This window comes from Streptococcus salivarius (genome assembly GCF_009738225.1).
Classification (GTDB): Bacteria; Bacillota; Bacilli; order Lactobacillales; family Streptococcaceae; genus Streptococcus.
On record NZ_CP018187.1, the window covers coordinates 864,601 to 877,591 of the forward strand.

Below are 12,991 nucleotides of genomic sequence, written 5' to 3' on the forward strand. Positions count from 1 at the left end.
GACTTCATGAGGAAGAGGGGGCGACCCCTGTTCGAATTAAGGTGGAACCACGTGCCAACGTCCTTGCAAAAGTTATTTTTGCGAGGACGTTTTTTGTTACACTTTTTTAAGAGTGTGTAGCTAGCAGTACACTTGGTCGGAGTTGAGCAGAAAGGATAAACTATGGAAATCAAGGGATTACGAAAGATTGAACCCTATGTAGCGGGTAGTCAGCCTGCTGAGGAAAATATCATTAAGTTGAATACTAATGAAAATGCTTATGGACCAAGTCCAGCAGTTCATCAAGCTTTAGCATCCTTTGATGCCCATCAGTTACGAAAGTATTCGACTTTAGATCAAGCAGCTTTACGTCAGGCTTTGTCTGAACAGTTGGGTGTGCCTGCCGATCAAGTGATTATCGGAAATGGCTCAGACGATATCCTGTCAATGGCTTTTCTAGCTTTCTTTAATAGCGAGGAAGAAATTTTGTTTCCAGATTTGACCTATGGTTTTTACAAGGTATGGGCAGATTTGTACCACATCCCTTTTAGAGAAGTGCCTTTGAGCTCTTCGTTTGAGATAGCTACTCAAGATTATCTGGAGGAAAATGGTGGGATTGTCCTTACTAATCCGAACGCGCCAACAGGTATTTATAAACCGCTCGATCAAATTGAGGAGATTGTAAAGGCCAACCAGTCGGTAGTTGTGATTATTGACGAAGCCTATATTAACTTTGGTGGGGAGACGGCCTTACCACTCCTAGAAAAGTATGACAATGTGTTTATCACTAGGACCTTTTCTAAGGACGCCTCCCTTGCTGGCTTGCGTGTCGGCTATGGCATCGGAAGTCCTAAATTAATGGCTGTAATCAATGCCGTCAAGAATTCAGTCAACCCCTATAATGTGGATAGCATTGCGGAAGTCTTGGCGACTGCAGCGGTTAAGTCCTGGGACTACTATGAGGACACTTGCGCAAAGATTATGGCAACACGTGACTGGTTTAGCCAAGAATTGCAGGCGATTGGTTTTGATATCCTACCTTCAAAAACTAATTTTGTTTTGGTCAAACCTCACGGAGTGACTGCAGGTCAATTGTTTGACTACCTCCAAAGTAAGAAAATTTATGTCCGTTATTTTCCAAAAGTGGAGCGTATTTCAGATAGACTACGAATTTCTATTGGGACGCAGGATGAGATGGAGCGCGTCTTAATGACAATACAGGAGTTACAAGCATGAAAAAAACGACATTAGCCTTAGGAATGCACGATAAACTTTTCAAACGTGCCCGTACCATGTATCAGATTGAACACCGTATCTGTGACTTGTTGATGACAAAGGGGTTCCTTCGAATTGAGACACCAACCTTAGAGCATTTTGAAGTCTTTAGTGATCTTGTGGACAATGGTAACTATAATTTCTTTGATAAAAATGGAGATCTTGTTAGTTTACGTCCTGATATTACCAGCCAAATTGGGCGCGTGATTGCTTCGACTCAAGTTCATACACCGATTAAATTTTCTTACTCTGGAAAAGTCTTTAACTACAATGAGGAGATGCGTGGCTTGTCCAATGAGCATACGCAGGCTGGTGTGGAAATCATTGGTTTTCCAGTTCATCAGGCATTGGAAGAAGCAATCGCTTCTGCTAAAGAGGCTCTAGATGCTGCAGGGGTCAAAAATTACAAGTTTGAATTTTCACATGCCCGCCTCCTACAACTCATTTTTGAAGAATTAAACCTTCCAGCTGTAAAAGAAGCAGAGTTGGCGGCCTATATCCGTGATAAATCGATTACCGGTCTTAAGGAGTTCACCAAAGAAAATCCAAGTCAATATGACAAGGTCTTGGAGCAGTTACCCTTCTTGTTTGGTGAGACAAATGCTGTCCTGACCAAGGCTAGACAGTTAACGGACAGTGAAGCCTTTTTGACGGCCTTGGATAGTTTGGAAGTTTTAACTAATCGTTTATCAGATAGTCTCCCAGAGACGACGCTTGATTTGGCTCAATTACCAGCAGTGCCTTACTACACGGGTATGATGTTTAAGGTCTTCGGTGACAAGGTACCAGATGCCTTTGTATCAGGTGGCCGTTACGATAAACTATTTGAACGCTTTGGAGCTACCGAGTTAACAGCGGTTGGCTGGGCCATTGATATCGACTCAGTTTATCAAGCAGTACATGACGATGTGGAATTTGGAGGTGACTTGGATGACTAGCAATCAAATCACAATTGCCTTGACCAAGGGACGTATTGAGAAAGATACGGTTAAATTACTGGAAAAAGCTGGCTTTGATATGTCTTTCATGGCCGATAAGGGACGTAATTTGATTTTCGAGAGTCCTGACAACCGGTTCCGTTTTCTCTTGGTCAAAGCTCCAGACGTGACTACCTATGTTAGACACGGTGTCGCAGATATTGGGATTGTCGGTAAGGATGTTTTGGTCGAACATCCGACAGGCTATTTAGAAATGTTAGACCTTAATTTTGGTCTTTGTAAATTCTCCGTAGCATCAACAGAAGACTATAACCCTGATGACCATAAGCGTAAACGTATTGCGACCAAGTATCCAACCATTGCGACGGATTATTTTAATCAAAAGGGTGAGGATGTTGAGATCATTTCGATTCAAGGGAGCGTTGAGATTGCCCCCGTCATTGGTCTAGCAGATGCCATTGTCGATATTGTAGAAACAGGGAATACCCTTGTTGCAAATGGCCTAAAAGTTTATGAAGATATTTGCCGTATTTCAGCACGAATGATTGTGAACAAGGCTTCTTTGAAAAATAACAAGGAAGTCCTGCCATTCATTCGTAAGATTGAATCACTTGTAGGGAACGAGGAGGTACCGTTCGAATGAAACGATTAACTGGAACAAATAAAGAAATTGCTGAGCTTCTTTATCAGGAGCAATTGGAACTTTCAAAAGAAAATAGAGACGTTGAAAGTACGGTTCAAGCCATTATTGAGGATGTCAAAAAACGAGGAGACGAGGCCCTTCGTGACTATTCAGCTAAATTTGATAAGGTTGACTTGACTGATTTTGAGGTTGGACAGGATTTGATTGATCAAGCCTTTAAAGAGATTGATCCAGAGGTTTACCAAGCCCTAGTTAATGCCAAAGAAAACATTGAATCTTACCACAAGCATCAGTTGGAGGCTGGTTTTGAGGACCAACCAAGTGAGGGTGTTATTCGTGGTCAGTTGATTCGTCCCATCAATCGTGTAGGTGTTTATGTGCCTGGAGGAACTGCGGCTTATCCATCATCAGTTCTTATGAATGTCATCCCTGCTAAAATTGCTGGGGTTAAAGAGATTATTATGATTACGCCGCCACAAGAACACTTTGTTCCTGCAATTCTAGTAGCCGCAAAATTGGCTGGTGTGGATAGCATTTATCAAGTTGGTGGGGCTCAAGGGGTTGCGGCCTTGGCTTTTGGTACAGAAACGATTCCAAAGGTTGACAAGATTACAGGTCCCGGAAATATTTTCGTGGCGACTGCTAAGAAGCAAGTTTACGGTATTGTCGGTATTGATATGATTGCAGGACCATCAGAAATCGGTGTTATTGCTGATAGTAGCGCTAATCCAACCTATGTGGCAGCCGATCTCTTGTCTCAAGCAGAGCACGATACACGTGCACGTGCCATTTTGGTAACAGATTCTCAAGCCTTGGCTGATGCAGTTGAAAGTGAGATTGAACGTCAACTCAAGCTTTTGCCACGTGAGGCGATTGCTCGTCCATCTATCGAAAATAACGGTCGGATTATTATTGCCAATGATACAGATGCTATGTTTGAACTCATGAACTTGGTTGCGCCAGAACATTTGGAAATTGCTATGGACAATGCTTATGATTACTTGGAAAAAGTGGAAAATGCTGGTTCCGTCTTTCTTGGTCACTTTACCAGCGAACCAATTGGCGACTACTATGCAGGTGCCAACCACGTTCTTCCAACGACAGCGACTAGCCGCTTTTCATCAGCTTTAGGCGTGCATGATTTTGTCAAACGTATCCAATATACGCAATACGACAAGGCAGCAGTTAATAAGGCTCAGCACGATATCACAACCTTGGCTTATGCGGAAGGCTTGCAGGCCCACGCCAAGGCAATTGAAGTCAGAAACGACAATAATTGAGAGAGTAGAGGAAGAAGTTATGAGACAAGCAGAAATTGAACGTAATACCTTTGAAACCAAAATTAAGTTAAGCCTCAATTTGGATGCTCAAGAACCAGTAGATATTCAAACAGGTGTCGGATTTTTTGACCACATGTTGACCTTGTTTGCCCGCCACGGTCGTATGTCTTTGGTGGTTAAGGCTGATGGCGACCTTTGGGTTGATAGTCACCACACTGTTGAAGATGTCGGTATTGTCCTTGGTCAAGCTCTTAAAGAGGCCTTGGGCGATAAAGCAGGAATCAACCGTTATGGAACGGCTTTTGTACCTATGGATGAAACCCTCGGAATGGCAAGTTTAGATTTGTCTGGACGTAGCTTCTTGGTCTTTGATGCTAGTTTCGATAATCCAAAATTGGGTAATTTTGATACAGAACTGGTAGAAGAATTTTTCCAAGCCTTGGCTTTCAATGTTCAGATGAATCTCCATCTCAAGATTCTCCACGGAAAAAACAATCACCACAAGTCAGAAAGTCTTTTCAAGGCAACAGGACGTGCCTTGCGTGAGGCAATCACAATCAATCCTGACATTCACGGCGTAAACTCGACAAAGGGGATGCTATGATTATCGTCATTGATTACGATGCTGGGAATACTGCAAATGTTCTGCGTGCCCTTGAAAAAATCGGAGTGACTGCAGAATTGTCTGCCGATAAAGAAAAAATCCTAGCTGCAGATGGGTTGATTTTACCTGGTGTAGGTGCTTATCCAACGGCTATGGCAGAGTTGGAGCGAAGAGGTTTGGTAGCTGTTATCAAAGAGGCAGTCGCACAGGGAGTTCCCCTTTTAGGAATTTGTTTAGGCATGCAGATTTTAACAGAAAAAGGACTGGAACATGAAGAAACAGATGGTCTTGGCTTTATTCCAGGTGTCTGCCGTCCTATTCCAGCCAGCAAGGAGCAACCTGTCCCACATATGGGGTGGAATGATTTGGCTGTTAAGCAAGCCAGCCCTTTGACAGATGGTTTAGATGGCCAAGCTGTCTACTTCGTTCACAGTTATTTCACAGATGCCCCTAGTCAATACATTGATGTTACCGCAGATTATAGTATTGAGGTACCAGCCATGATTCATAAAGACAATGTTTATGGGGCCCAATTTCATCCTGAAAAATCAGGGGATATTGGCTTAGGTATTCTTGAAAAGTTTGCAGGGTTATGTAAAGCCTAGAAGCTAGTGAGAACAAAGACTTTTTAGTTAGAAAGGATGGTAGGGGAGATGCAAATTCTACCAGCAATTGATATTAAGGATGGACAGGCTGTTCGTCTCTTTAAAGGAGATTTTAACCAACAAACCGTTGTCAATCCAGATGTTATTGAGCAGGCAAAGATCTTTAAGGATGCGGGCATTCAATTTATTCATGTCGTCGACTTGGACGGTGCCCTTGATGGTCGTGCCACTAACCGTGACTTGATTGCAGAGGTCAAGAAGGTTTCTGGACTTGGCATCGAAGTTGGTGGCGGTATCCGTACCTTGGAGCAGATTCGTGACTATTTGGAAGTTGGCATCGACCGTATCATTATCGGTTCAATGGCCGTTAAAAATCCTGACTTCGTTCGAGCAGCTTTAGAGGAATTTGGTGCCGATAAGATTGTCGTGGGTATTGATGCCAAGGCAGGGTTTGTCGCTACTGAAGGTTGGTTGGAAACAAGCAATGTAGACTACATCACCTTGGCCAAGGAAATGGAAAGGATGGGTGTAACCCTCTTTGTCTATACAGATGTTGATCGAGATGGCACACTGACAGGACCCAATCTTGATCACTACAAACGTTTGGTATCTGAACTCACAACCGCCAAAGTCATTGCTTCAGGTGGGATTGCAGAAGTAGCTGACTTAGATCACCTAAAAGAGATTGGTGTGGCAGGAACCATTGTCGGTAAAGCCTACTATAACGGCAATATCACTTTAGACCAGCTCAAGTCTTTCGGAGGTTAATATGCTTAAAAAACGTATTATTCCTTGTTTGGATGTCAAGGACGGTCGTGTCGTTAAGGGAGTCAATTTTGTGAATTTGACAGACGTTGGAGACCCTGTTGATTCTGCACGTGCTTACTATGAGGCTGGCTGTGACGAACTCGTTTTCCTAGATATCACAGCGACTTCAGACAATCGTGAAACAACGGTTGACATGGTGCGACGCGTTGCCGATCAGGTCTTTATTCCCTTCACAGTTGGTGGTGGTATCCGTTCAGTTGAAGACATGAACAAGATGCTTAAAGCTGGTGCTGACAAGGTTGCGGTTAATTCCTCAGCCCTTGCCAACCCGCAACTAATCGCTGATTGTGCTCAAAAATTTGGCAACCAGTGTGTGGTGGCTGCGATTGATGCCAAAAAGATGGCTGATGGGAGCTGGCATGTTTTTGTGGCGGGTGGCCGTAAGGATACAGGTAGGGACCTCATCCAATGGGCTCAAGAAGTCGTCGCCTTGGGGGCTGGAGAAATTCTCTTAACCAGCATGGACAAGGACGGCACTAAGTCTGGTTTTGATTTGGAAATGCTAAATCGTGTGGCGGAAGTCGTTGATGTTCCGATCATCGCTTCTGGTGGCGCGGGAAATATTGAGGACATTGTAGAGGTCTTTGAAAAGACAACAGCAACGGGTGCACTGGCAGCCTCTATCTTCCACTTTGGTGAGGTAAATATAGGCGAAACCAAACAAGTCTTGGCAAATGCAGGAATTGAGGTGAGACGATGACAGAGGTTAAACTTGATTTTGATAAACAAGGGGGACTTGTACCAGTCATTGTGACCGATTACAAGACGGGGCAGGTGCTCATGTTGGCCTATATGAATGAGGTGTCCTATCAGTTGACACTAGAGACCAAACAAATGCATTACTGGAGCCGTTCTAGAAACGAGCTTTGGCATAAGGGAGCCACATCTGGTCATTTCCAACATGTTAAAAGCATCAAGACTGACTGTGATCAGGACACTCTGCTTATCGCTGTGGAACAAGAAGGAGCAGCCTGTCATACAGGAGCCTACAGCTGTTTCTTTACGGATATATATGATGACAGACAAGACAGATAGGAGTAGCTATGTTAGAAACACTTTATAAGGAAGCCTTAGATCGTAAAAAGAATCCTAAAGAAGGGTCTTATACCAATTACCTTTTTGACAAGGGACTAGACAAGATTCTTAAAAAGGTTGGCGAAGAAGCGACAGAAGTTGTGATTGGGGCCAAAAATGCTGATAAAGAAGAAATTGCCAACGAGACAGCAGACGTCCTCTATCACCTAGCCGTTATGCTCGTTGAAACAGGGGTTAGCCCTGAAGACGTTGAAGCCGTACTTAAAGCACGTCAGGGCAAGCAAAGCAATGTCCATGACCGAAAAGAAGTAACAGATTATTGAGGATTATCTCAACCGATTTGAACTAAGATGAAAAGCCTGAAGTGATGATTCAGGCTTTTTTGCTAGAGGAATTCTAATGATTTTGTCCCTCTAACTACCATGAGAAAGCGCTTTAAAATGCTATAATAGGAGTGAAGAAAGCTCGTTTTATTTGAAGGATTTGGTGTGCTTATTTATACAAATCATTGAGGAAAGGAAGGATGTCCTATGAAGAAAAATACTCCTTATATCATAACTCTTTCTCGTTTAGCAATTCTCCTCCTTTGTTCTAGTCTTTTAGTTGGTTGTACAGTTGTACTTCCAAATGCTTACTCAAAAGCCAGGGAAAAAACGCAAAAAATCTTGGCTCATAATGGTTTTAAGGGAAAGGTCCAAGTTAAGAATATCAAAAAGGTGATTCTAGATAGTGCAGGTATTTATGTCGATTATACCTATTCAGAGGAAACCTACGACAATCAAACTATATCATTAGATTCACAAATTACTTTTAACCTGGACTGGACAGTTAATGGTGAAGAATATAAGACTCCTGGTCTATACTCGGAAACCTATTTACAACAAAAATCTGTAAAAAAAGAAGAGCAAAAACTCTTCAAGGAACTTAAAAAGCAATCTTTAGACCTTGATATTGAAGAATTCTCCTTCAGTGATAATACTTTGATAGATCAAGAAGCTAATAATCGTAAAGCTCATTTAGCTGAAGAAAACCGTAAAAATGGCAAGAATGATTTTTATGGCTATTATCAAATTCCCTACCAAACAATGATTGATGAACACCTTGTCACTATGAGAATAGAAGTAGGCGATACAGAAAATACTAGTAAGAAAGATTTAGAAGAGGCAGTAACTAAACTGGATGCTAGCAAGCTGCCAGACGGAGAGTACGAATTTTATTTTTTCACAACTGATGAAGAAAATTCCACTAATTATGACAAGTCCGTATATATTGGCTATACCTTTAACATACAAGATGGTAAGGTTATCCAAGATGATGATGATTAGATGATACTTTGATTCCTGCGATAATCTCGCACTCCATACTGGTGGCATAGAAGTATAGGCTATAGCTAAGTGAAAATGTTAACCTCAAAACATGCAAAAAGACATCTCCAAAAATCAATTGGAGATGTCTTTTTATCTTACAAATTCTTTTTCTTTTTAGCTTTTTTGGTTATGGCAAGGTCACAATTTTCAATACTTGAGATAAGGTGGTTCGTCAATTGGAAGTCATCCACTTGGGGATTCAAGTCCACTTCATAGACCAGTTGCATGCTTTCACCCCCACCAGTGGTGTTAAGGGAAATCAAGTCACATTCGCTGGTGAAATTGAGCAAGGTTTTAGTGATTTTTTGATCAATCAAGTCTTGGTAGGAGACGTTAATGGTCAGGAGTCTACGACGTTGGTTGTCGGTACGACTTTGACGATTTTCCAAAAGGAGCCAAACAGCCAATAGAAAGGCGGTGAAGAGGACGGCCAGTAGCAAATAGCCTGTCCCAGATGCCAGACCGATAATCATGGCCATGAAGACGGCGATTAGCTCCCTGGAACCACTAGTCGCTGATCGAAAACGAATGAGACTAAAGGTCCCTGCCACGGCGATAGAGGTCCCCAAACTACCATTGACAAGGAAGATAACTAGGGTCATCAAGCATGGCAGCAAGGTCAAACTGATGGCGAATTCTCTGGTGTAGAGGGTTCGATATTTGTAAGTCCAGGTCAAGGCCAAGCCTAAAACAAGGCTGACCAGTAAGGCCAGCATGAGTTGAAGGGGACTTGCAGTTGCGGTTGCATCATTAAAGATAGAATTGAAGAGATTAGACATAGGCGGCAGCTCCTTTTTCTTGAACAGGATGTGGCCCGTAGTCTAGACCTTGAGACTTATGATAGGCACAGCTGTATTTTGAGAATTTCTGCTCTTCCAAACCATGTTTGTCTAAGATAGCTTGAAGTCATTCTGGCTTTTGACCAGGTGCCTTGATTTCCATGATAATCGTATCTTCATCAAGAAGGGGAAACCCATGATTTCCCTTGAAGAGACTGACGTCTTCATCACGGTAAGTCAAATTTTGGTCAAGGGTAACACGAACTTTATTGTAGGCATAGCCTTGGATAGTCTCTTTTTCTTTCATTGAAAAACGGTCGTAGTAGATATACATACGAGGTTTGAGACCTTCATCATAACGCTGACGTAAGTGGTGAATATCCTGTAAGAGCTGGCGGTCAGTGATTTGACCATGATTCTTACCGTCTGTCATCAAGTTAGTGATGGCAAGCGGTGTTGAAACGAGACGAAACTTATGACCGATTCCCTCCTCATCTTTAGCTTTGACCTCAAGAAAGACCTTGCTATCAATTTGGGGATTGGCTAGGTAGGTACGCATGCGGATTTTCTCTTGACGGTGATTACCATCTAGGGCATCTTGGATGACGTCAAAATTATCCGTATCAAAGTAAATATTTGAAATGGTAGATGTCGGATAATCATCCTCTACCAAATACTCCTTAAGATCAGCGAGCAAGTCTTCAAGATTTTCCTTTGAGACCACATATTTCGTTTCAATACGTTTAAAACGTGTTTCCAATTGTTTAACCATGAAAAAACTCCTTTTATAGATAAGATACAAAGCCGTAAAGCAACTCTCAGGGAAATAGGGGGACGAGACGCAGGAGTTTATCTCCAAGCAGGGCCCATCTTTTTCCCCCGAGTTGTAGGCGTGTTCAATTAGATAAGATTCAAAGCCTTCACTTTAAGATTTGGCTTTTATTTTTATAGTAGAAAATTAAGTTAAGGGCAAATGTACTATTTTATAAAGCACTTACTTGCCCGCCTATTAGTCTATGGAACTTTTCTGAAAGAAGTCCTAAGCCAAACTTTCACCAAACTTAACTTAAGATAAGTTTCAGTTAACCTTTAGAAATGTTTTAGGTAAGTCCCGTAAACTGTAATCATCCAAACGAACACGAGAGGAAAAAATATGAAATCAAAAAAACTAAAAAAATGGACGACTTTATTAACTTGTGCGACTGCTCTAACAGTCATGACCGCTTGTAGCCAATCAAACAGTCAAGTAACTGGGACGACTACAAGTTCCAAAACAAGTGCTGTAACAGCAACGACTAGTAAGAAAACAAATAAGAACAATAGCAACTATTTCACTTCAAAAGACTCGGACACATCTTATGATGAAAGTTCAGCCTCTAAGATTAAGCTATCAGGCTCATCTGCGGATGTTTCAGGTGATGGCGTAATGGTATCAGATTCAACCGTAACCATCTCCAAAGCTGGGACTTACGTCATTTCTGGAAAATCTGATGGTGTGCAAATCAAGGTAGATGCTGGGGATTCAGATGATGTCCATATTGTTCTAGATGGTGCTACCATGACAAATACAAATGCACCAATCAACGCTACAAAAGCCGGGCATGTCTACCTAACGCTTAAAGATGGAACCACTAGCACCCTCTCTGATTCAAGTTCTAATAGTGATGAAGATGCGGATGCCGTGATTTTCTCTAAGGGAGATTTGACCATTAATGGGTCAGGTACTCTAAACATTGATGCCAAGAAAAACAATGGTATTAAAGCAAATGACAGTCTTCATATGAATGGCGGTACCTACAAGATTACTTCAGTCGGTGATGCCTTCAATGTCAATGATGAACTTAATATCACAGGAACAACCATGACCATTGAAGCGGAAGAAGATGGCGTTAAGGTCGACAATGATGACGACACATCAGTAGGGACCATGTATCTGTCTGATAATACCATGACTATCAAGGCTGGTGACGACGGTATTCATGCCTCAGGTGACCTGATTATTGATAGCGGTACTTACAAACTTGAAAAATCAACCGAAGGTATTGAAGGTAAATCTGTGACTATTAATGGCGGAAATATCGATGTCTATGCGACAGATGACGGTATCAATGCTGCTAATAGTAATGCCAGTCAAAGTGAGATTTTCTTCAAGATGACTGGCGGAACCCTAAATGTTGAGGTCGGTGAGGGAGATACAGATCCAATCGATTCCAACGGCGATATTATTGTATCGGGGGGAACGATTAATTTGACTGGTCAATCTGGCTTTGACTTCGATGGTTCAGCGACCTATACTGGTGGTGACATTACTATCAATGGTGAAAAACAAACTAAGATTGAAAACTCAATGCCTGGTGGGGGTGGCCCTCAAGGTGATGGTGGTCCCCAAGGTGGTGGGCAACCAGGTGGCTTTAGCGGAGGTCACTAAAGAATCATAGGATGAAACAGAAAGGAAGTGCCTATGTATATTATTATTCCAGCTTATGAACCAGACACTCGCCTGATTCAGGTGGTTCAAGATATTACTTTAAAACTCCCTAAATCACGCATTATTGTTGTCAATGATGGGAGTGGACCACGCTATGACGACTTTTATGACGAAACGGCTCTTTTTGGAGCTACGGTCCTTAAACACCCGATTAATAAAGGAAAGGGAGCTGCTTTAAAGACTGCTTTCGCTTATATCCAAGAAGAAGTGGTCAGCCAACATCTGTCTGCTCAACCTATAGTAACAGTTGACAGTGATGGTCAGCATCTGATTAAGGATATTGTCCGTGTGGCCAAGGCGACTGAGGAAAATCCAAGTCATCTTATCTTGGGTGCGCGTGCCTTTGTTGGTAAAGTGCCAGCACGAAGCCGCTTTGGAAATAAAGTGACTGCGGGGCTCTTTCGTCTAGTAACAGGTCAGAAGATAACGGATACCCAGACGGGGCTTAGAGGCATGTCAACGGACCTGATTCCATGGTTGCTTAATCTAGATGGCAATCGTTTTGAGTACGAGTTTAACATGTTGCTTGAAGCCAAAAAGTCAGGTCACCAAATCTCAGAAGTCCCTATCGAGACCGTTTATCTGGAGGAGAATAAAAGCTCGCACTTTCGGCCCATTCGTGATTCCATCCGTATTTACAGCCCTTTTTTAAAGTTCTCTGGCACGGCTGTCTTGGCCTCAGTCATTGATGCAACCGCCTTATTTGTGCTCTTTGCCTTGACGAAAAATCTCCTCCTTTCGGTCGTGCTAGCTCGAGTGATTTCGGCTTCCAGCCAGTGTCTACTAAACGCTAATGTGGTCTTCAATCCGACAAGCTCCCTCTTTAGATCGAGTGTTCGCTACTTTATGTTGGTCCTGGTCCTCTTGGCTTGTAATTATTTCTTACTTAGTAGTCTAGTTGCCATTGGTTTGGGACTGGTTCTGGCAAAATTGGTCACAGAAACCTTGCTCTTTTTAGTCAGTTACAGGGTTCAACATAACGTGGTTTTTGCTTAATAGCTGGCTTGAAAATTGCCAACTGATTGCATAGAGATAGCTTAATCAGTGACTTCTAAAAACTTTCCTAAAAAATAGAAAAAGACTACCGTTTTCTAGATTCGGTAGTTTTTAATATTTGTCAAAATATTTTTCAATTTACATTATGATTAAAAATTGAAATGACTTGATAAA

General features: G+C 42.2%; 14 protein-coding genes and 1 pseudogene. 13 read left to right on the forward strand and 2 right to left on the reverse strand.

What is annotated here, in order from left to right; all coding sequences use genetic code 11:
• Positions 1–162: 162 nt before the first annotated feature.
• The 11 genes from hisC (at position 163) to BSR19_RS04470 (ending at position 8,512) form a co-directional block, all read left to right on the forward strand.
• On the forward strand, positions 163–1,215 hold the full coding sequence (gene hisC, locus BSR19_RS04420; RefSeq protein ID WP_156246641.1) for a histidinol-phosphate transaminase: 1,053 nt from the start codon (positions 163–165) through the stop codon (positions 1,213–1,215).
• Positions 1,212–2,192 carry an ATP phosphoribosyltransferase regulatory subunit gene (locus BSR19_RS04425; protein WP_037601023.1) on the forward strand — a complete coding sequence of 327 codons (981 nt, stop codon included), beginning with the start codon at positions 1,212–1,214 and terminating at the stop codon, positions 2,190–2,192. Before hisC ends, BSR19_RS04425 begins: the two co-directional genes overlap by 4 nt.
• Positions 2,185–2,835: an ATP phosphoribosyltransferase gene (hisG, locus tag BSR19_RS04430; RefSeq protein WP_021144333.1), complete on the forward strand. Its 651-nt coding sequence runs from the start codon at positions 2,185–2,187 to the stop codon at positions 2,833–2,835. Before BSR19_RS04425 ends, hisG begins: the two co-directional genes overlap by 8 nt.
• Complete coding sequence (hisD, locus tag BSR19_RS04435) at positions 2,832–4,115, forward strand: histidinol dehydrogenase (protein ID WP_060972721.1); 1,284 nt, start codon at positions 2,832–2,834, stop codon at positions 4,113–4,115. The genes hisG and hisD overlap by 4 nt, the downstream gene beginning before the upstream one ends.
• Before the next feature lie 19 nt (positions 4,116–4,134).
• The gene (gene hisB, locus BSR19_RS04440) at positions 4,135–4,719 is read left to right on the forward strand and encodes an imidazoleglycerol-phosphate dehydratase HisB (RefSeq protein ID WP_002888923.1); all 585 of its coding nucleotides are present in this window, start codon (positions 4,135–4,137) and stop codon (positions 4,717–4,719) included.
• On the forward strand, positions 4,716–5,324 hold the full coding sequence (gene hisH, locus BSR19_RS04445) for an imidazole glycerol phosphate synthase subunit HisH (protein WP_060972720.1): 609 nt from the start codon (positions 4,716–4,718) through the stop codon (positions 5,322–5,324). Before hisB ends, hisH begins: the two co-directional genes overlap by 4 nt.
• Before the next feature lie 48 nt (positions 5,325–5,372).
• Positions 5,373–6,092, forward strand: a complete 720-nt coding sequence (gene hisA, locus BSR19_RS04450; protein WP_060972719.1) for a 1-(5-phosphoribosyl)-5-[(5-phosphoribosylamino)methylideneamino]imidazole-4-carboxamide isomerase — start codon at positions 5,373–5,375, stop codon at positions 6,090–6,092.
• A gap of 1 nt (position 6,093) precedes the next feature.
• Entirely contained in the window at positions 6,094–6,852 is a 759-nt protein-coding gene (hisF, locus tag BSR19_RS04455) for an imidazole glycerol phosphate synthase subunit HisF (protein ID WP_002890735.1), read from the forward strand.
• Positions 6,849–7,187 carry a phosphoribosyl-AMP cyclohydrolase gene (hisI, locus tag BSR19_RS04460; RefSeq protein ID WP_060972718.1) on the forward strand — a complete coding sequence of 113 codons (339 nt, stop codon included), beginning with the start codon at positions 6,849–6,851 and terminating at the stop codon, positions 7,185–7,187. The genes hisF and hisI overlap by 4 nt, the downstream gene beginning before the upstream one ends.
• Positions 7,188–7,195: 8 nt before the next feature.
• Positions 7,196–7,510 carry a phosphoribosyl-ATP diphosphatase gene (gene hisE / locus BSR19_RS04465; protein ID WP_002884043.1) on the forward strand — a complete coding sequence of 105 codons (315 nt, stop codon included), beginning with the start codon at positions 7,196–7,198 and terminating at the stop codon, positions 7,508–7,510.
• Between the two features lie 207 nt (positions 7,511–7,717).
• Positions 7,718–8,512, forward strand: coding sequence for a hypothetical protein (locus tag BSR19_RS04470; protein WP_060972717.1), 795 nt, complete (start codon positions 7,718–7,720; stop codon positions 8,510–8,512).
• 137 nt (positions 8,513–8,649) lie between these two features.
• Here the strand turns inward: BSR19_RS04470 and BSR19_RS04475 are convergent, their stop codons facing one another.
• Together BSR19_RS04475 and BSR19_RS04480 are read right to left on the reverse strand one after the other, a co-directional pair.
• The gene (locus BSR19_RS04475; RefSeq protein ID WP_156246642.1) at positions 8,650–9,333 is read right to left on the reverse strand and encodes a DUF4956 domain-containing protein; all 684 of its coding nucleotides are present in this window, start codon (positions 9,331–9,333) and stop codon (positions 8,650–8,652) included.
• Positions 9,326–10,105, reverse strand: a pseudogene (locus tag BSR19_RS04480) (polyphosphate polymerase domain-containing protein). The gene BSR19_RS04475 and the pseudogene BSR19_RS04480 overlap by 8 nt, the downstream one beginning before the upstream one ends.
• 381 nt (positions 10,106–10,486) lie before the next feature.
• On the opposite strand from BSR19_RS04480, the gene BSR19_RS04485 reads away from it, so the two are divergent.
• Positions 10,487–11,761: a carbohydrate-binding domain-containing protein gene (locus BSR19_RS04485; RefSeq protein ID WP_148512640.1), complete on the forward strand. Its 1,275-nt coding sequence runs from the start codon at positions 10,487–10,489 to the stop codon at positions 11,759–11,761.
• A gap of 33 nt (positions 11,762–11,794) precedes the next feature.
• On the forward strand, positions 11,795–12,817 hold the full coding sequence (locus BSR19_RS04490) for a glycosyltransferase (protein ID WP_156246643.1): 1,023 nt from the start codon (positions 11,795–11,797) through the stop codon (positions 12,815–12,817).
• The last annotated feature ends 174 nt before the right edge of the window (positions 12,818–12,991 follow it).